Source organism: Pseudoalteromonas sp. NJ631 (assembly GCF_000276645.1).
Taxonomy (GTDB): domain Bacteria; phylum Pseudomonadota; class Gammaproteobacteria; order Enterobacterales; family Alteromonadaceae; genus Pseudoalteromonas; species Pseudoalteromonas piscicida.
Map to the genome: position 1 here is coordinate 213,848 of NZ_AKXJ01000001.1, position 19,165 is coordinate 233,012.

The 19,165-nt window shown below is 44.3% G+C and carries 17 protein-coding genes; 4 read left to right on the forward strand and 13 right to left on the reverse strand.

Annotated elements, in window-relative coordinates:
• Positions 1-36: 36 nt before the first annotated feature.
• The gene (tsf, locus tag A587_RS0101005; protein WP_010371321.1) at positions 37-888 is read right to left on the reverse strand and encodes a translation elongation factor Ts; all 852 of its coding nucleotides are present in this window, start codon (positions 886-888) and stop codon (positions 37-39) included.
• Between the two features lie 220 nt (positions 889-1,108).
• Positions 1,109-1,837: a 30S ribosomal protein S2 gene (gene rpsB / locus A587_RS0101010; protein WP_010371318.1), complete on the reverse strand. Its 729-nt coding sequence runs from the start codon at positions 1,835-1,837 to the stop codon at positions 1,109-1,111.
• Positions 1,838-2,116: 279 nt separating this feature from the next.
• On the opposite strand from rpsB, the gene map reads away from it, so the two are divergent.
• The 3 genes from map to dapD all read left to right on the forward strand — a co-directional run bounded on the left by map (position 2,117) and on the right by dapD (position 6,581).
• Positions 2,117-2,908 carry a type I methionyl aminopeptidase gene (gene map, locus A587_RS0101015; protein WP_017216093.1) on the forward strand — a complete coding sequence of 264 codons (792 nt, stop codon included), beginning with the start codon at positions 2,117-2,119 and terminating at the stop codon, positions 2,906-2,908.
• Between the two features lie 216 nt (positions 2,909-3,124).
• The gene (gene glnD, locus A587_RS0101020; RefSeq protein WP_010371310.1) at positions 3,125-5,743 is read left to right on the forward strand and encodes a [protein-PII] uridylyltransferase; all 2,619 of its coding nucleotides are present in this window, start codon (positions 3,125-3,127) and stop codon (positions 5,741-5,743) included.
• Positions 5,744-5,753: 10 nt separating this feature from the next.
• A complete protein-coding gene (gene dapD / locus A587_RS0101025; RefSeq protein WP_010371306.1) occupies positions 5,754-6,581 on the forward strand; it encodes a 2,3,4,5-tetrahydropyridine-2,6-dicarboxylate N-succinyltransferase in 828 nt (275 codons plus the stop codon).
• 49 nt (positions 6,582-6,630) lie between these two features.
• Here dapD and A587_RS0101030 read toward each other — a convergent pair whose 3' ends face one another.
• The 11 genes from A587_RS0101030 to rpoE all read right to left on the reverse strand — a co-directional run bounded on the left by A587_RS0101030 (position 6,631) and on the right by rpoE (position 17,252).
• On the reverse strand, positions 6,631-8,685 hold the full coding sequence (locus tag A587_RS0101030) for a TonB-dependent receptor (protein ID WP_017216094.1): 2,055 nt from the start codon (positions 8,683-8,685) through the stop codon (positions 6,631-6,633).
• Positions 8,686-8,766: 81 nt separating this feature from the next.
• Entirely contained in the window at positions 8,767-9,501 is a 735-nt protein-coding gene (pdxJ, locus tag A587_RS0101035; RefSeq protein WP_017216095.1) for a pyridoxine 5'-phosphate synthase, read from the reverse strand.
• Positions 9,502-9,594: 93 nt separating this feature from the next.
• Positions 9,595-10,287 (reverse strand): DNA repair protein RecO, encoded by a 693-nt coding sequence (gene recO, locus A587_RS0101040; protein ID WP_017216096.1) that lies wholly within the window; start codon positions 10,285-10,287, stop codon positions 9,595-9,597.
• The gene (era, locus tag A587_RS0101045; protein WP_010371295.1) at positions 10,288-11,187 is read right to left on the reverse strand and encodes a GTPase Era; all 900 of its coding nucleotides are present in this window, start codon (positions 11,185-11,187) and stop codon (positions 10,288-10,290) included. It abuts the gene before it with no gap.
• On the reverse strand, positions 11,177-11,854 hold the full coding sequence (gene rnc, locus A587_RS0101050) for a ribonuclease III (protein ID WP_010371291.1): 678 nt from the start codon (positions 11,852-11,854) through the stop codon (positions 11,177-11,179). Before rnc ends, era begins: the two co-directional genes overlap by 11 nt.
• A gap of 2 nt (positions 11,855-11,856) precedes the next feature.
• Entirely contained in the window at positions 11,857-12,792 is a 936-nt protein-coding gene (gene lepB, locus A587_RS0101055; RefSeq protein ID WP_010371286.1) for a signal peptidase I, read from the reverse strand.
• A 12-nt stretch (positions 12,793-12,804) separates the two neighbouring features.
• Entirely contained in the window at positions 12,805-14,592 is a 1,788-nt protein-coding gene (gene lepA, locus A587_RS0101060) for a translation elongation factor 4 (RefSeq protein WP_017216097.1), read from the reverse strand.
• Between the two features lie 59 nt (positions 14,593-14,651).
• Positions 14,652-15,110 carry a SoxR reducing system RseC family protein gene (locus A587_RS0101065; protein ID WP_017216098.1) on the reverse strand — a complete coding sequence of 153 codons (459 nt, stop codon included), beginning with the start codon at positions 15,108-15,110 and terminating at the stop codon, positions 14,652-14,654.
• Complete coding sequence (locus A587_RS0101070; protein WP_010371273.1) at positions 15,107-16,057, reverse strand: MucB/RseB C-terminal domain-containing protein; 951 nt, start codon at positions 16,055-16,057, stop codon at positions 15,107-15,109. Before A587_RS0101070 ends, A587_RS0101065 begins: the two co-directional genes overlap by 4 nt.
• A complete protein-coding gene (locus tag A587_RS0101075) occupies positions 16,058-16,669 on the reverse strand; it encodes a sigma-E factor negative regulatory protein (protein ID WP_010371270.1) in 612 nt (203 codons plus the stop codon). It abuts the gene before it with no gap.
• Position 16,670: 1 nt separating this feature from the next.
• On the reverse strand, positions 16,671-17,252 hold the full coding sequence (rpoE, locus tag A587_RS0101080; RefSeq protein ID WP_010371267.1) for an RNA polymerase sigma factor RpoE: 582 nt from the start codon (positions 17,250-17,252) through the stop codon (positions 16,671-16,673).
• A 296-nt stretch (positions 17,253-17,548) separates the two neighbouring features.
• On the opposite strand from rpoE, the gene nadB reads away from it, so the two are divergent.
• The gene (gene nadB / locus A587_RS0101085; protein WP_017216099.1) at positions 17,549-19,150 is read left to right on the forward strand and encodes an L-aspartate oxidase; all 1,602 of its coding nucleotides are present in this window, start codon (positions 17,549-17,551) and stop codon (positions 19,148-19,150) included.
• Positions 19,151-19,165: the final 15 nt, after the last annotated feature.

The window sequence follows — 19,165 nt, forward strand, 5'->3', positions numbered from 1 at the left end:
GTCAGCTTTTACGTCATTAGGCATCACAATAAGTGATTACTGGCCTTTTGCTGCAGCGATTTGTGCTGCAACTTCTGCTGCGAAGTCTTCTTCTTTCTTCTCGATACCTTCACCTACTTCTAGGCGAACGAATGAAGAAACAGATGCATTCTTCTCTTTAAGGTAGTCACCTACTGATTTCTTAGGTTCCATGATGAAAGCTTGACCAGTAAGAGAGATCTCACCAGTGAACTTCTTCATACGACCAACAACCATCTTCTCAGCGATTTCAGCTGGCTTACCTTCGTTCATTGCGATTTCAACTTGAACCGCTTTTTCTTTTTCAACTACTTCAGCAGGTACGTCTTCTGGGTTTAGGTAGTCTGGCTTAGAAGCAGCAACGTGCATTGCAACGTGCTTAAGTGTTTCTTCGTCAGCATCACCAGCTACAACAACACCGATACGCTCGCCGTGACGGTAAGCAACTAGCTTGTCACCTTGGATGTAAGAAACACGACGGATGTTCATGTTCTCACCGATTTTAGCTACTAGTGCAACACGAGTCTCTTCAAACTTAGCTTGTAAGTCTTCGATAGTTAGTTGCTCAGCTACAGCTGCGTCAGCAATTTCGTTAGCAAATGCAAGGAAGCTTGCATCTTTTGCTACGAAGTCAGTTTGACAGTTAACTTCTACTAGTGCAGCAAAACCTTCGCCTTGCTTGATGATGATTGTACCTTCAGCGGCGATGTTGCCTGCTTTTTTAGCAGCTTTAGCAGCACCACTTTTACGCATGTTTTCGATTGCTTGATCGATATCACCGCCAGTTTCTGTCAGTGCTTTTTTACAATCCATCATGCCAGCGCCAGTGCGCTCACGAAGTTCTTTTACTAGGGCAGCAGTTACAGCCATTAGAATATCCTCAAATCTGAATTCAGTTCTTGATAAAACCAACCTTAGGTTGGCTGAATATCAAATCAAGTACAGCTCGCCTCAATTTGATAAAAATCCGTTATCTTTCAAGGTCTGCTTGGCAAACAACGGGATAAGCAGTTAATCGCTTATAAAGAATATCAAGTCTTCACCAATAATTTGATGAAGACTTGATGACAGCTAATACCTAATCAGGTAATTACTCAGCTTCAACGAAGTCGTCGTTTTCTGCTTGAGCAACGATGTTGCTTTCACGACCTTCAGTGATAGCAGTCGCTACTGCACCAGTGTATAGCTGGATTGCACGGATAGCGTCGTCGTTACCTGGGATGATGAAATCAACACCATCTGGGTTTGAGTTAGTATCAACAACAGATACTACTGGGATACCTAGGTTGTTAGCTTCACGGATAGCGATGTGCTCGTGGTCAGCGTCGATAACGAAGATAGCGTCTGGAAGACCGCCCATATCTTTGATACCGCCAAGGCCTTTTTCAAGCTTTTGCATTTCACGAGTAAGCATTAGCGCTTCTTTCTTAGTAAGCTTCTCGAAAGTACCGTCTTGGCTTTGAGTCTCAAGCTCTTTAAGACGCTTGATTGATTGACGAACTGTTTTCCAGTTAGTCAACATACCACCTAACCAACGGTGATTTACGTAGAACTGCTCACTTTGGATAGCCGCTTCTTTAACTGCTTCGCTTGCAGCGCGCTTAGTACCTACGAAAAGGATTTTGCCTTTGTTAGATGCTACGTTCTGTAAGAACTTAAGTGCATCGTTGAACATAGGAACAGTTTTTTCTAGGTTGATGATATGAACGCGGTTACGTGCACCGAAGATGAACGGCTTCATCTTAGGGTTCCAGTAACGTGCTTGGTGACCGAAGTGAACACCAGCTTGAAGCATATCGCGCATTGAAACGTTTGCCATTGTATTTTTCCTCTAAAAGTTAGGGTTAGGCCTCCACATATCCCATAGCACCAACACGAAGTTTTTATAACTGCATGCACCCAAGTGTATGTGTCGATATGTGTGTGTGTTAATATTAATAAGTGTGTTGTCTTAACTACAAACATTCACTCTCATCGTGTGAGGAAGAATTATTTGTAAAAAGACGGCGCGCTTTATACCATATATAAAGAATTAACTCAATCTTATGCGTAAAATTTGTGCATAATAAATGTTCATCTAAATTGACTTGGAGTCTAAATGAGTGCTGTGATCAAAACCCCTGAAGAAATCGAAAAAATGCGTGTTGCCGGGCGTTTAGCCGCGGAAGTACTGGAAATGATCGAGCCGTATGTTAAGCCAGGGGTGACCACCGACGAATTAAACACCATTTGTCACAACTACATTGTTGATGAGCAAGGTGCTGTTCCTGCACCGCTAAATTATCACGGCTTTCCGAAGTCTATTTGTACCTCAGTTAACCACGTTATCTGTCACGGTATCCCAAACGATAAACCGCTAAAAGAAGGCGACATTATCAATATCGACATCACTGTGATCAAAGATGGTTATCATGGTGATACGTCAAAAATGTTTTACGTCGGTACACCAACTATCCAAGGTAAGCGCTTAAGCGAAATCACGCAAGAGAGCCTGTACCTTGCGATAAAAATGGTAAAGCCGGGCGTGCGTTTGGGCGATATTGGCGCTGCAATTCAAAAGTATGCAGAAGGCTTTAACTACTCTATCGTGCGTGAATATTGTGGTCACGGCATTGGTAAAGAATTCCATGAAGAGCCACAAGTAATGCACTACGGCAAACCAGGTACTGGCGAGGTACTTAAAGCCGGTATGTGTTTAACTATCGAGCCTATGGTTAACGCAGGTAAGCGCCAATGTAAGCTACTAAAAGATGATTGGACTGTCGTTACCAAAGACCGTAGTCTTTCGGCGCAGTGGGAACACACGCTGCTTGTCACAGATAATGGCGTTGAGATTTTAACGCTGCGCAATAACGAAACGATAGACCGCGTTATTACGCATTCAGCTTAATTGCAAAAAGCATTTATCAAAGCCAGCCAGATTGCTGGCTTTTTTATTGCACAACTCACGCTACAGCGGTTACAACCCCCTTGTGTTTAGATATCAGTTACACGCGATGCTAGTTGCCCAATCCTTGACCCTTCACCTCCCCGTCACTCGCAATTCTTATTTATTTAGTGTAAAACAGGACTCTACTGTTTTTGCGCGCATGACACAGGATCCTAAGTGGCATTACCGAACAAAGTGAAGACGCTTCTTGATGAAGCACAAGAACTTACCGATTACCGTGATTGTCTTGCTTTTTTCTACAAATGGTTAAGCAATCAATTTGCCAAGCAACCCGTTAGAAATCTAATTAACTCTCGCGCTGAATTTATCGACCGATTGTTGATTAAACTGTTTAATGAAACTGGACTGGCGCATCAACCAGACTTGTCGTTAATCGCCATTGGTGGTTACGGCCGTGGTGAGTTACACCCGTTCTCTGATATCGATTTTTTGGTGCTGACCAAATCCGTTCCCTGTGAAAAAGTGACCAGCAGTTTAGAGCGTTTTGTCACTTATCTATGGGATTTAGGTCTAGATATCGGTCATAGCGTAAGAACCCATGAACAAGTCCTAGAACAAAAACAAAATGACGTTCATTTTGCCACTAGTCTGCTGGAAAGCCGCCTCATTTGTGGTAACCATATTGAATATGAACACCTCAAACGGCATATCGTTGAAACCCCAATTTGGCAATCTAGTGACTTTTTTATCGCCAAGGTCAATGAGCAGAATATTCGCCATAAAAAATGCCATGGTACCGCCTATAACCTTGAGCCTAATATTAAAGAAAACCCCGGTGGCCTGCGCGACCTGCAAACCATTTTTTGGGTCGCTAAAAAGCACTTCCGCGCTGAAACTTTGGAAGAGTTAATCAATCACGGTTATTTGACCCATGAAGAATATCAAGAGCTGTTAGAGTGCATCGAAAACCTGTGGAACATTCGCTTTGCGCTACATTTGGCCGCTGGTCGCAGTGAGAACCGCTTACTGTTTGACCATCAACCACATGCCGCAGAGCTCCTCGGTTTCGGCTCTGAAGGTAAAGCTTCAGTTGAGCGTATGATGAAACGCTTATTTAGGATCATGAGCCGAGTGCGCGAAATGAACCAGATGCTGCTCTCCTATTTCGAACAAAGTATTCTTCCTGAGCAGTTGGAACAAGAAGCCGTGCCTCTCGACAGAAACTTTGAGCGTATTGGCAATAAAATTCGCGTTAAGAACCCCTCGGTCTTTTTCCGTCGAGAGAATTTGTTTGTCCTCTTTGAACATATTGCAGACAACCCTAAAATCAATCAGATTGACCCAAGTACCATACGTACTATGCGCCAAGTCAGACGCCGTTTATTAGGCGATTTGCAAGATTACGCAGGCTGTCGTGACGCTTTTTTAAGGTTATTGAAACACCCCAACGGCATGGGACGAGCGTTTACTCTGATGCACAAACACGGGATCATCGCTGCCTATTTACCGCAGTGGCGTAATATTTTTGGTCAAATGCAGTTCGATCTGTTTCACGCCTACACAGTGGATGAGCATACCCATAAGCTTATCAATAACATCTACCGCTATTTCGATAAAGAGCATATTAGTGAATTCCCGATTTGTTCTGAAATTGTTGCCCGCATGGACAAGCCCGAGCTACTTTACTTAGCGGGGATCTTTCACGATATTGCCAAAGGCCGAGGTGGCGACCATTCCGAGCTTGGCGCCGTTGACGCCATGGCATTTACCAAAATGCACGGCTTTACCGCATCCGACGCTAAATTAGTAGCTTGGCTGGTGCAAAATCACCTACTGATGTCTGTCACAGCCCAGCGTAAAGATATTAATGACCCCGATGTTATTGCTGAATTTGCACAAAAAGTGAAAAACGAACGTCAACTAGATTATCTCTATTGCTTAACGGTTGCCGACATTCGTGCCACCAACGACAACCTCTGGAACGACTGGAAAAACACCCTCTTACGCGAGCTATATCTACATACTCAACGGGCATTGCGCTTGGGCCTTGAAAACCCAATGGATATGCGCGATCAGATCCGTGATAAGAAGCGGCAAGCCAAGCAACGGCTGATTAATTTGGGCTACTTCGAAGAGTACATTGACCTTATTTGGTCACGCTTTAAGGCCAATTATTTTACTGCCTTTAGTGAACAGCAGATCTCTTGGCATACTGAGCACTTATTACAGTCTGATGATTTAAGTCAGCCAAGCGTGATCGTCTCTGACAAGCCCATGCATGGCGGGACGCAAGTATTCGTATACAGTCCTTATGAATCTGCGTTATTCGCCAAATTGGTCAGTGTAATTGGTTCTAAAAAAGCACAGATCCAGCATGCTCAGGTCATGACCACAAAAGATGGCTATGTTGTCTTTAGTTTTGTTATCTTAGAAGTGAATGGCGACCCACTCAGTACTGGCCGTGCAGCTGGGATCAGAAAAGGCTTGGAAACTTTACTGAAAGATCCAAAAAGAAAGATCCGGGTTAAGAAAAACCGCTCACAGAAGTTTAAAGACTTTAATATCAAACCTAAAATTATACTGCGCCCGCATGCACGCGACGATCGCAGCCTAATTGAAATTCAGGCCATTGATATTCCGGGGTTACTGACTAAAATTGCTGAGGTATTTCAGGCCTATTCACTACATATTCATGCCGCGCGCATTACAACCGTCGGCGAACGCGCAGAAGACTTTTTCGTCGTCTCAAACAAAGATTACAAGGCACTAGATGAAGTACAAAAAGCTGAGCTTCATCGCGCCCTACTCAAAAAATTAAATGCTGAAACAGATTAACGAGGAATTTATGTCTGATTTAAAAACGACTATTGAAACCGCGTGGGAAAACCGCGATACCATTACCCCAACAGCGGTATCAGACGAAGTAAAACAAGCGATTGTCAATGCATTGGAAATGCTAGATTCAGGTGCAGCACGTGTTGCTGAAAAAATTAGTGGTGAGTGGGTTGTACATCAATGGTTGAAAAAGGCGGTACTCCTGTCTTTTAGAATTCGTGACAACCAACCAATGAGCGATGGCGTTAACCAGTTTTACGACAAAGTACCATTAAAATTCTCAGACTATACGCCAGAGCAGTTCCAACAAGGTGGTATGCGCGTAGTACCAAACGCGGTAGCGCGTCAGGGCAGCTTTGTCGGTAAGAACGTGGTCCTAATGCCGTCTTACGTTAATATTGGTGCTTACGTCGACGAAGGCACTATGGTAGACACTTGGGCAACCGTGGGCTCGTGTGCACAGATCGGTAAAAACGTACACCTATCTGGCGGTGTAGGCATTGGCGGCGTATTAGAGCCGCTACAAGCCAATCCAACGATTATTGAAGATAACTGTTTCATCGGCGCACGTTCTGAAATCGTAGAAGGTGTGATTGTTGAAGAAGGTGCGGTTATCTCCATGGGTGTCTATATTTCACAAAGTACTCGTATTTACGACCGTGAAACAGGCGAAACCCATTATGGTCGCGTACCAGCCGGTGCGGTGGTAGTACCAGGTTCACTACCAAGCAAAGATGGCTCTCATAGCCTGTATGCAGCAATTATTGTGAAAAGAGTAGATCAGCAAACCCGCGAAAAAGTTGGGATCAATGCACTACTTCGCTCGCTAGACGACTAAATATCACGATAGTTTCACAAAGGGAGCTTTCTGCTCCCTTTTTCATGTATTACCAGCGGTAGTCCAGTGAAACCAGAATGTTTCTTGGTCTTCCTGGAAAGTACCTTTCACCACTAAATGAAGTGTAATCGGCACGCTCAGCATAACGTTCGTCGGTAAGGTTTTTCACTCTCATCGTCAACGCCAAATGCGGATTTACCTGCCACTTTCCTCGTAAGCTCAGCAAGTCGTGACCAGAATAACGATGAAGATTTTCGGGGTCAGTAAAATACTCTCCTACATGATGCCAAGCCAAAGACCAACTGAGATTATCCAGTGCTTGCCAGCGTAATTGGGCGTTAATGACGTTCCTTGGTGCTGAATCTAGATCGTTGCCGTTAATATTGATGCCACCAAGAATATTATCTTGTTCATAGGTATGCTTGGCACGCGTTGCGGCGAGATCTAGTTGCCAATGTGCTGAAAATGAATAACTCAGCTCCAACTCCACACCTCGGTGTCTTGAGCGACCATCGTTGATATAGAAAAAGTCACTATCTCGGAAGATCAAATTTTCTTTTTCCATGTCATAAATCGCGACCTGATAGTCAAGGCTATCTGCACTCCCCTTTAGGCCAAGTTCAATATTGTCCGCCTTTTCTTCCTCTAGCGATGCTTTTAGCTGCTCTCGCTGCAATTGGTAAAGCTCAGCAGTTTGTGGTGCTCGATAGCCTTTGGACACGTTAGCATAGGCAATATGCAGTTCAGTAAACGCGTAGCTTAAACCAAATTTTGGTGAAAAATGAGCAAAGCTATCTTTACCACTGGCTGGGCGACTATAACGACACCCGCCCATTACACACTCCGAACCATCTTCTTTGGTGCGCCCATTAGGTAAAAAGTTGCGATAATCGTACTTCATTGACTCAAAACGACCGCCCAGTTCAACTAACCAGTTACCCTGTCGCCAACTGAGATTTGCAAAAGGCGCGAATTGCCTTGCATCTACTTCATAGTCGTAGTGTTTTCCTGTAGGAATAGTTGAGCGTAAAAATGCAGAGCCTTCAGTCGGCGTAGGCTGATACTGCAACATTTCGCCTTGGGTATATTCCGCATCCATTCCCCAATCTAGTTGTATTGAGTCACTTAATTCAGTGTGTATAAGCGTTTGCAGCCCCACACCAGTTTGACCATTTTCTTCAAACGGCTTACCCGGCAAGAAATGCTTAACAAATTCCATCTCTTGCCAGCGGACATAAGGTTTTATCAGCACGGCGTTGCTTTCATCAAAGTGCCCCGTTATTTCTGTCCAAGCTCTAAATGACTCTGCCTTTCTAAATGCTTCAGGGTTTTCGTTTTGCTTTGCCAATTGCTTATTTTTATAGCTGTCCACTCCTGTTACATAACCTGCAGTTTGCTGATCTAAGTGGGTGTATGTCATTCCAGATACGACACCAAACTTCTCACCTTCATATTGGTGTTTGATGCTCAACTTTTGTTGCTCGACGCTTTCGTCGTCACGATAACCCGTATCTTTTGTGAGGGTTAACGCAGCACCCAAGCCAAGGGCTTTATCACCAGCTTGCATCCGAGCTCGGCTATAACCATAGGAGCCGATATCTAATGCTACCCTAGGTGTCTTTTGAATGCTGTTTGAAGTAATCACATTAACCACTCCATGCACCGCATTGGAGCCATACAATACGCTGTTTGGTCCTTTTAGCACTTCTATACGCTCAGCGGCTTCAAAATGCGATTCAAAGAGTTCATTAATATTACAAAAGCCTGCGGCTCTGAGTGCAATACCATCTTCAGCCATTAAAATGCCGCCACATGCGCCTGCACCAGAGAGCACTTGTGAACGCAATGCAGGCAGATACTCTTGACCATTACCATGCTGTATATTTGCGCCAGCAACGAGCCTCAACGCCTTTTCGATATGTGTGACACCTATGTCATCTAATTGAGCTTCTGTGAGCGAAGAGAGGCTTACAGGGCGCTCTCCTGCCGTCTCAGCCAATCTAGATGCCGTAGTAGTGATGATTTCAAATTCGTTGTTCTCTGTCGCTTCGCTAAGTTGTGGTGCAAGGGCACAACTTGCAAAGACCAACACCATTTTTTTCATTTTGATACCAATTGTATTAGCCTGATTACAAGGCAAAAAGAAAGGGCTGCACAGCCCTTTCGTTTCCTTTACCACTAAGCGTTATGCTTGTCTCGCCTCTAACATCAAACGCTTCATATCTCGTACTGCCTTTTCCAGTCCATCAATTGCCGCTCGAGCAACAATGGCATGACCAATGTTCAGTTCGTAGATTTCTGGCATTTGTGCAATCGGTTTAACATTATGGTAATGCAAACCATGGCCGGCGTTGACGATAAGGCCTAGGCCATGAGCATACTTAACGCCTTCACGAATGCGTTCAAGCTCCGTGGTCATTTCGGTCTCATTCTCAGCATCAGCATAAGCACCTGTGTGGATCTCAATGTAAGGCGCACCACTTTGCTTTGCAGCATCTAGCTGCTTTTTATCCGCGTCGATGAACAAGCTTACTTTAATACCTGCATCAGCTAGGCGCTGAGTTGCCGCTGTGATTCTATCTAGATTACCCGCAACGTCTAAGCCACCTTCCGTGGTTAATTCTTCGCGCTTTTCTGGCACTAGGCAAACATATTCAGGTTTAACTTCGCAAGCGATGTCGAGCATTTCGTCAGTTACTGCGATTTCTAGATTCATACGTGTTTGGATGGTTTTTGCCATCACGTAAACATCGCGATCTTGAATATGGCGACGGTCTTCACGTAAGTGAATAGTAATGCCGTCGGCACCTGCGTGCTCAGCTACTGCAGCTGCATGTGCTGGATCAGGATAGCTAGTGCCACGTGCCTGACGAAGCGTTGCAATGTGGTCTACGTTGACGCCGAGTAAAATATCTTTCATCGTTTATCCCTTGATAATATGACGTAACAAGTGGATTACCCACTTATTACTGCGATACCAATTTACCGATTTATATTTTTGATTAAATTGGTATTATTTCTTTGAAATAAATAGTTCTCTACTTTTCAGCCCTTGCTTGCCAACCAGCGGTGCCATTAATTTTCGTGTTAATAGCTTAGCCGCCCTTCTCACGGCAAGGTCTTGGAAATCTTGATTAGCAATGGCCAATAACATACTGCCCGGTATCGTATCAGGTTCACGACCGACTGCAATAAAACCGTACTCAGATACGTACTTATACGCGGCTTTTGGCCGCACTGGATTACCTTCTGCGTCAAACTCCAATTCCACCCCAAAACCCAGCTCACCCAACAATTGCAACTCAAAGCTGCGTAAGATAGGTTCCACATCTTCATCTTGGGCCAAACGCATTAAATGTAGTTGATATAGCGCAAAGATCTGCTCTAGCGGTTCGTTCGTTGGTACCACGCGTTGCGTTAGCTCATTGAGATACAAGCCGCAATATAGCTGCCGCCCAACGAGTTGGATTTGATTGTCTGTGGGTTCAAAACGGTTTACGTATTTAAAATCGTATCTGCCTGCATATTGCAGTAAAAGTAACGAAAATGGCCGCAACTGGGCATTATGTTTGAGGGATTGCTTGCCCTTTACTCGGGCAAGCATTTTGAGTTGTCCAACGCCTTCGACCAGCACGTCAAGCAGTACCTGAGAATCGCTGTAAGGTCTGCGATGTAACAGATAGGCCTGTCGAAAGTCGCTATCCAATCAGTCTTCTCCGTACCCTAAGCTACGAAGAGCACGTTCGTCGTCTGCCCAACCAGATTTCACTTTAACCCAGCATTCGAGATAGACTTTGTTGTCTAGCATGTTTTCAAGATCTTTACGCGCTTCGCGACCGATCACTTTGAGCTTTTCGCCTTTGTTGCCGATCACCATGCGTTTTTGCGATTCGCGCTCAACAAGGATCAACGCGTTTATCTGCCAAACACCGTTGTCTTGCCACTTAAACTGTTCGATCTCAACCGTCACCGAGTACGGTAGCTCATCGCCCATAAAGCGCATCAGCTTTTCACGCACGATCTCTGCCGCCATAAAACGCATTGAGCGATCGGTAACGTAATCTTCAGGGAAATAGAATTCACATGCAGGTAAACGCTTGTGCACTTCTTCTCTGATCATATCAACGTTCTTACCTTGCTTCGCAGAGATAGGTACGATCCCGATAAAATCACCCTGTTCACTCAACCACTGAATATGTGGCATCAACAAGTCTTTATCTTTTACCTGATCGGTTTTATTCATCACCACCAAGATAGGACGACCGCTGTCTTTAACTTTAGCCAGTACCATTTCGTCATCAGGCGTCCAATGCGTCCCTTCTACGACAAAAATAACCAGTTCAACATCGCCGATTGAGCTTGATGCTGCTCGGTTCATTAAGCGGTTAATTGCACGCTTTTCTTCAATATGAAGTCCTGGCGTATCAACGTACACCGCCTGATAGTTACCCTCTGTATGGATCCCCATGATGCGGTGACGAGTGGTTTGTGGTTTACGCGAGGTAATACTTACCTTTTGCTCAACCAATTTGTTTAATAGTGTCGATTTACCTACGTTAGGTCTACCGACAATGGCAATCATGCCGCAATGTGTATCAAGCGTCATTCTTTAATATCTTAAGCGCTTTTTCGGCAGCTTTTTGCTCAGCTTTACGTCGCGAGCTGCCTACTGAAATTATACTTTCCATCCCTTCCACTATACATTCGACCGTGAATGTTTGGTTGTGAGCTTGCCCTTTGGTATCTATTACAGTGTAGCCCGGTAAAGGTAATTTTCGAGCTTGTAGATACTCCTGCAGCAGCGTCTTCGGGTCTTTTTGGTTATGACCAGGTGAAATCGCAGTTAAGCGTGATTCGTACCAACTTAGTACCAAATCTCTACACACGTCGATGTCAGAGTCTAAGAAAACGGCACCAATAATGGCTTCTACTGCATCTGCGAGTGTTGACTCACGGCGAAACCCGCCGCTCTTCAGCTCACCTGGACCTAGGCGCAGATAATCACCCAGCGCGAATTCCACACCGAATTCGGCCAGCGTTTGACCACGCACTAACGTTGAACGCATGCGGCTTAAATCACCTTCACGCGCTTTTGGAAACTTGTGATACAAAGCATTTGCAATCACAAAGCTTAAAATAGAGTCGCCCAAAAATTCGAGACGCTCGTTGTGCTGGCCTTTGTGACTGCGATGCGTCAAAGCCTGCTCAAGCAGCGCCTTATCAGAGAAGTTGTACCCTATTTTATTATAAAGTTCTTCTACGTTTCTTTTCATTTTTACTGAATACTACCTAGGCGCTCAAAACGAACACCAGTTGGAACCCACCCTGGCAAAATGCTGTCTGGGCCATTATCAAAATCAAAACTTAACCAAATAAATACCGCTCTTCCAACCAAGTTTTCATCAGGTACAAAACCCCACATACGACTATCTTGGCTGTTATTACGGTTATCACCCATCGCAAAATAACTTCCCTCTGGTACTACCCACTCATCGCGGCGAGTACCTGGTTGTTGATAGTAGCGATCTGTTAACTCTAACACTTCAGGATTAATTAAAATATCATGTTCTACGTTTGGCAAATGCTCGGTTAGACGCACCAACTGCATTGGGCCTTGCGTAAACTCGTCACGATTAACAATATCTACATCAATCTTATTATATTCGCCACACGTCAACCCGTTTGCTTCGCTCTGCCCGTCTTCACACTTAGGTTTAATGTAAAGTTGACGATTGCGATAAACAATATGGTCGCCCGGTAAACCAACAATACGCTTGATGAAGTCAATACGCTCGTCTAGCGGAAACTTGAACACCGCAATATCACCGCGCTCAGGTGTACCCGTTTCAACGATTTTGCTACGCCACACAGGGTCTTTAATCCCGTAAGCATATTTTTCCACTAGAATAAAATCGCCATCCAATAAGGTTGGCATCATTGAGCCTGATGGAATTTGAAACGGTTCAAAAATAAACGAACGGAAAATCGTGATCGCGGCAATCATTGGAAAAATTGATTTCGCGTTTTCAACAATGGCAGGTTCAGGTGCTATTTCCGCAATGATGTCGGCATCCAACTGAGTGTCAGACGCACCTTGCGCAATAGCAAGCCTAGCTTGTCTTTTTGGTGCATACACCAAATGATCGATCAACCAAATAAGGCCTGAACCGACCGTGAGTAGCACCAATAAAATTGAAAAATAACCTGCCATTTGTATTTCCTGTTACTTACCTACTTTCAATATTGCTAAGAATGCGTCTTGTGGCACTTCAACGTTACCAAGTTGCTTCATACGCTTCTTACCTTCTTTTTGCTTTTGCAGTAGCTTTTTCTTACGGCTCACGTCACCACCATAACATTTCGCGATTACGTTTTTACGTAACTGTTTAACTGTACTGCGCGCAATAACGTGATTACCAATTGCAGCTTGAATAGCAATATCAAACATTTGGCGAGGGATCAATTCTCTCAGCGCTTCAGCTAACTGACGGCCACGCGTTTGTGAACCATCGCGGTGAACAATTATTGCAAGCGCATCAACGCGGTCGCCATTGATCAGAATATCCACACGCACCATGTCTGATGCTTCAAAACGCTTGAAGTTGTAATCTAGTGATGCAAAACCACGGCTGGTAGACTTCAACTTATCAAAGAAATCCATCACCACTTCCGACATAGGCAATTCATAGGTTAACGCAACTTGCTTACCGTGATAGGTCATCTTGGTCTGCATACCACGCTTTTCAACACACAGCGTGATCACGTTTCCTAAATATTCTTGCGGAACGAGAATATTTGCTTCAACGATTGGTTCACGAATTTCAATAATGTCGTTTACCGGTGGTAAATCCGATGGGTTATCGATTTTCACCACACCGTGCTTAGTTTCTACTTCATAGATTACCGTTGGAGCTGTGGTGATCAGATCCATGTCGTATTCACGTTCAAGGCGCTCTTGAATGATCTCCATGTGGAGCATACCAAGGAAGCCACAACGGAAACCAAAACCTAGTGCTGTTGAGTTCTCAGGCTCGAAGAATAGTGATGCATCGTTGAGGCTCAATTTATTAAGCGCATCGCGGAAGTTTTCGTAGTCATCAGATGAAATTGGGAACATTCCCGCGTATACCTGAGGCTTCACCTTTTGGAAACCAGGCAAACGGTCTGTTGCAGAATCACGAGCCATGGTAATGGTATCACCAACTGGTGCTCCATGGATGTCTTTGATACCTGCGATAACAAAACCTACTTCACCCGTTCTCAACACCCCGGTATTAGTCTGCTTCGGTGTAAAGATACCAACCTTATCTACTTGGTGAGCTTGCTCAGTAGACATGATCTTGATCTTCTCGCCCGCTCTTAATTCACCGTTTTTAATACGTACCAATGACACTACGCCTTGGTACGGGTCAAACCATGAATCGATAATCAGTGCCTGTAGTGGCGCATTTGGCTCACCTTCTGGTGGCGGAATATCACGTACGATCACTTCGAGCACTTCATCAATGCCGATACCCGTTTTCGCACTACAACGAACCGCTTCTAATGCTTCAATACCAACGATATCTTCAATTTCTTCGGCTACGCGAAGTGGATCAGCCTGTGGTAAGTCAATTTTGTTCAGAACCGGAATAACTTCCAAGTCCATCTCAAGTGCAGTGTAACAGTTCGCTAGTGTTTGTGCTTCTACACCTTGACCCGCGTCAACAACCAATAACGCACCTTCACAAGCAGCTAGAGAGCGCGAAACTTCATAAGTGAAGTCAACGTGTCCCGGTGTATCGATAAAGTTTAGCTGGTAGGTTTCGCCATCTTTTGCTTGATAGTTAAGCGTTACACTCTGTGCTTTGATGGTAATACCGCGCTCACGTTCGATGTCCATCGAATCCAGTACCTGCTGCTGCATTTCGCGGTCTGTTAAACCTCCACAAACTTGGATTAAGCGGTCTGATAGCGTCGATTTTCCATGGTCAATGTGGGCAATAATAGAAAAGTTACGGATATGCTTCATATACTGGATTCAATACTTCTGTTAGTCACAAATAGAGATTAAGGCCTCGATTTTACATTTTATTTAGTACAATCACCATCTATTTGCGTTATTGGTAGGCTAATTGGGTAAATTTTTATCACTTTTACCTGATGTTTGAGTTTATCCCCTTGGACTCTGGCGAAAAATAAACCGAGTGCTGCACTCGTAAATGCAATAAGTATCTGTAAAGGTTCATTGAGACCAAGTACGAGGGCCGCGATAAACATGCCAGCAAAAGCAAAAAGCAATGGCATCATGTAAACATAAAACGCATGCTTAACCACATTAGTGTCGTCTAATGCCAACTTAACTTTTTGGCCAATTTCGACAGATTCCGTCAAATCTACAGGGAATTGTTTTTTGTGGGTGCCAAAGAGTTTGGCGAATACTTGGGAGCCGCATTTGCCGTTACAGCCTTCACAAGCGGGTTTTGGCTGTGCTTCTAAATAGACAGTTGCGCCTTTTATGGCGGCAACTGTCAGAGTTTGTTCTATCATAAAGGTCTTTTCACAGACTCAGCGATTGCTTTTGCGGTCATTGCTGGAATATTTCCAACTACGGATACGTCAAAGGCACCTGTGTTGTGTACGTACACCGTTGTCGCACCTGACGAAAGCGCTCCACTTGGGCGCTGACCCGGTAAAGGACGTTGTACAAATACCGAAATATCGACAAGGCCGTCGGAAAACAAGTAGTAGTCTGCCAGCTCATTGTTTAAATCTAACTTATGTCTGTCAGATTTTAGCAGCTCAAAGCCCTGAGGTAACCAACCAATTTGCCAATTGTTTTTCGTGCCATTCTCAAGTGTCTTCAACAATCCAGATACGGCTTCAGGAAACTGCTTTTGGGAAAGTTCTAACAATTGCTCGGCTGGGGTTTCAGTCACGCTGATATGGGTAAGCTGAAGCTGTTCTAACAACTCGCCTTGTTGGTTTACGTAAGCGGATTTTAGTAACAGAGATGACTCGGTATCGATCCACAACCAATAGTTGTATTTAGCGTCGTCCTTTGCTTCTAATCTGACAAGCTGAGCAGGTCTGTCAACAATCCGACCTTTACCACCTAAGACAAAATCATAACTTTCTTTGAGGCTGTCGATATTTTTGAATAAAACTTCGGGAATAGGGCCTGCTATCGAATCTGTTTGGATGGTGTAAGGCTCAGACTTTGGTTCAAAATAAGTCACTTTGTCACCAATGCGGATCATTTCAAGTCCAGCACCATTGAGCAAACTTAAAAGCTCAAATTCAGTCCCATCTTGGTTACCATGAAGCCAACGGTAAGGCTCCATAGATTTTCCTTTCACCACGACAAACGATGCATCAAAGTTTCTATGATGCACCGCTTCGGCCATGTCTTTTAGCAGTTGTTTGGCTGATACGCTTTCATTTGCCCACAGCCAACTAGAGAAAAATACACTTACTACAACTAACAGTGCTCTCATTTATTGCTCTTTTTCCTCTTGCTTTTCAGCGGTGTTGTTTTCACCCGATTGCTGCAGCGCATATGCCATGCGAGACTGCCTTTGATGCTCTAGCACCAATGCACCAATGCGTTGTTGCTGTAACTCTCTAATGCCTTTAGCCGCTGATTCAAGCGCAGGCTCAGTTGATAAGCTCACAGGAGAAACGCCTCCAGCAAAAGGAGTAGATTGCAACTGTAACGCATCGCCCGCAGGTAAAGTCGTGTCAGTGCTTAGCGTATTAACCCCAAGCACAGCAAACAATGACACACTTGCCGCGATAGCCACTTGTGCAAACGGCTTACGCCATGCACTTAGCTCAATCACATTACTCTTCGGCGTCGTTTCTTTCACTTGCTCAACGGCCGGCTCACTATACGTTTGCTCTTGTTCAAGTGCCGCCGCAAAGCTGCTGGTGATATCAATGCAAGGTGTGTCTTGCTTTTGACTACGCATTACATCACCAATCAAGGCATACCGAGCAAACTTTTGTTCGTCTAAACGAACATCAGTTTCAGCGTTGAGTGACAGATCACCGTCAAAAATTTGCGATGTCGTTAAATCTTCTGTCACTTGTTTTTCAGCTTGTGCCATATTAAGACTCACCTATTAATGGATTCAAATTATTATCTATCGCTTCCCTTGCGCGAAAAATTCTCGAACGAACTGTACCTACAGGACAATCCATAATGACAGCTATTTCCTCGTAGCTCATGCCTTCAATTTCACGCAAAGTAATTGCGGTTTTTAAATCGTCAGGCAAGCGCTCGATAGTTTTGAAAATCACTGCTTTCACTTCGTCGCTTAACAATAGATTTTCCGGTGAAGCGTTCGATCTTAATTGGTCTGCACCATCATAAAACTCAGCTTCTTCCGCATCTACGTCGTTTGCTGGCGGCTTTCGACCAAGCGCCACCAAATAATTTTTTGAACAGTTAACCGCGATCCTATACAACCAAGTATAAAATGCGCTCTCGCCCCTAAAGTTAGGCAACGCTCGATAAGCTTTAATGAACGTTTCCTGTGCCACATCTGCCACATCGCCTTGATTTGCTACATAACGAGAAATCAGCGCTGCGACTTTATTTTGATACTTGGCAACTAACAGGTTGAATGCGTTTTTATCTCCCTGTTGAACGCGTTTAACTATATCTAGATCTAAATCCTGCTCGCTCATTCGAGCCGGTACTCCTCTTTTTGCTTTTCTAAATCGTATCTAGTTGCCATCATTCACAGCTACTCTGACTTAGTACTGAATAAAAAGTTCTGTTTTTTTGTATTTTTTTTTAAAATAAACGAATTCATCCATCTTTGCGTACTAGTTCTTGGCTGCTTTTTAGCATTATTCCATTAGCAGTCACACAAAATGTTCTAAATGATTCTCATTAAACGGAACAAACTCTCTGCCTTCTATGATAGCAGATGTGGTATAAATAGCAGAATTAAACGCAAAAACAGTAAAGATCTTCGAATATGAAAAATACGACTCACCACAATACTGATGTAGTCATTATTGGTAGTGGCGCTGCTGGACTCTCTCTTGCGCTTTCTTTGGCAAACCACTGTAAGGTTACCGTGATAAGCAAAGGGGCGTTAAAAGAAGGCTCCACACTTTATGCTCAAGGTGGCATTGCCGCAGTATTCGATAAGAAAAATGACAGTATTGAATCACATGTCGAAGACACACTTGCGGCAGGCGCTGGTTTGTGTGACCGCGATGCGGTGCACTACACCGCATCAAATGCAAAAAATTGCTTGAAGTGGCTGATTGAACAAGGCGTACCATTTGATATGGAAGTGGATAGCAAAGGGAAAGAGCGCTTTCATTTAACCCGCGAAGGTGGGCATTCACATCGTCGTATATTGCACGCAGCTGATGCAACGGGTAAAGCCGTTCAAACCACATTAATTAGCCAAGTGCAGTTACACCCAAAAATTAATATACTTGAGCAATACAACGCCATCGATCTCATCAAAGATAAACATGGCGACTCAAGCGATATCAAAGGCGTTTACGTCTATAATCGCAAAGCGGATAGAGTTGAGAGCATCTCGGCTAAGTTTGTCGCTTTAGCGACGGGTGGCGCAAGTAAAGTTTACTTGTATACCTCAAATCCAGATGTTTCTTCGGGTGACGGCATCGCAATGGCGTGGCGTGCGGGTTGTCGTGTGGCCAACATGGAGTTTAACCAATTTCATCCAACCAGCTTATACCACCCTGAGCTACAAAACTTTTTAATAACCGAAGCCATGCGTGGTGAAGGCGCGCTGCTTAAACGTCCTGACGGCACACGCTTTATGCCTGACTTCGATGAGCGCGAAGAACTCGCTCCTCGCGATGTAGTCGCCCGTGCCATTGACTATGAGATGAAACGATTGGGCGCAAATTGCGTCTATCTGGATATCTCACATAAAGACAAAGAGTTCATCATTGAGCACTTCCCTACGATTTATGCTAAGTGCCTAAGTGTTGGTTTAGATATCACCAAAGAGCCAATCCCCGTAGTGCCAGCGGCGCATTATACCTGCGGTGGTGTTATGACTGACTTTAACGGTCGTACTGACATCGACAATTTATATGCAATCGGCGAAGTGGCTTACACAGGTCTACACGGCGCAAACCGCATGGCGAGTAACTCGTTATTAGAATGCATTGTGTTTGCCCACGCTGCCGCAAAAGATATTTTAGCTAAAATCGATAATCGTCCTGAGCCATCTAAGTTACCAGATTGGGACGAAAGCCGTGTCAGCGACTCGGACGAAGAAGTAGTGATTACCCACAACTGGCACGAACTTAGATTGTTTATGTGGGATTATGTTGGCATTGTTCGCTCAACTAAACGGTTAGAACGTGCGCTACGCCGCGTTGAGTTATTACAGCAAGAGATCCATGATTATTACGCCAACTTCAGAGTGAGTAACAACCTGCTTGAATTACGTAACTTAGTACAAGTAGCTGAACTGATTATTCGCAGCGCGTTAGAACGTAAAGAAAGTCGTGGACTGCACTATACCATTGACTTCCCAGACATGGCTGAAAACTCCATACCGACCGTTTTGTCACCGACAAAATAATAATATTTGCATGTA

What these genes read in the sequence shown, in the direction of transcription:
- rpsB (WP_010371318.1), bottom strand. Translation starts at nt 1,837, where the DNA reads ATGGCAAACGTTTCAATGCGCGATATGCTTCAAGCTGGTGTTCACTTC.
- map (WP_017216093.1), top strand. Translation starts at nt 2,117, where the DNA reads ATGAGTGCTGTGATCAAAACCCCTGAAGAAATCGAAAAAATGCGTGTT.
- A587_RS0101065 (WP_017216098.1), bottom strand. Translation starts at nt 15,110, where the DNA reads ATGATAGAACAAACTCTGACAGTTGCCGCCATAAAAGGCGCAACTGTC.
- A587_RS0101075 (WP_010371270.1), bottom strand. Translation starts at nt 16,669, where the DNA reads ATGGCACAAGCTGAAAAACAAGTGACAGAAGATTTAACGACATCGCAA.
- rnc (WP_010371291.1), bottom strand. Translation starts at nt 11,854, where the DNA reads ATGAAAAGAAACGTAGAAGAACTTTATAATAAAATAGGGTACAACTTC.
- tsf (WP_010371321.1), bottom strand. Translation starts at nt 888, where the DNA reads ATGGCTGTAACTGCTGCCCTAGTAAAAGAACTTCGTGAGCGCACTGGC.
- A587_RS0101070 (WP_010371273.1), bottom strand. Translation starts at nt 16,057, where the DNA reads ATGAGAGCACTGTTAGTTGTAGTAAGTGTATTTTTCTCTAGTTGGCTG.
- rpoE (WP_010371267.1), bottom strand. Translation starts at nt 17,252, where the DNA reads ATGAGCGAGCAGGATTTAGATCTAGATATAGTTAAACGCGTTCAACAG.
- lepA (WP_017216097.1), bottom strand. Translation starts at nt 14,592, where the DNA reads ATGAAGCATATCCGTAACTTTTCTATTATTGCCCACATTGACCATGGA.
- dapD (WP_010371306.1), top strand. Translation starts at nt 5,754, where the DNA reads ATGTCTGATTTAAAAACGACTATTGAAACCGCGTGGGAAAACCGCGAT.
- A587_RS0101030 (WP_017216094.1), bottom strand. Translation starts at nt 8,685, where the DNA reads ATGAAAAAAATGGTGTTGGTCTTTGCAAGTTGTGCCCTTGCACCACAA.
- pdxJ (WP_017216095.1), bottom strand. Translation starts at nt 9,501, where the DNA reads ATGAAAGATATTTTACTCGGCGTCAACGTAGACCACATTGCAACGCTT.
- lepB (WP_010371286.1), bottom strand. Translation starts at nt 12,792, where the DNA reads ATGGCAGGTTATTTTTCAATTTTATTGGTGCTACTCACGGTCGGTTCA.
- era (WP_010371295.1), bottom strand. Translation starts at nt 11,187, where the DNA reads ATGACGCTTGATACACATTGCGGCATGATTGCCATTGTCGGTAGACCT.
- nadB (WP_017216099.1), top strand. Translation starts at nt 17,549, where the DNA reads ATGAAAAATACGACTCACCACAATACTGATGTAGTCATTATTGGTAGT.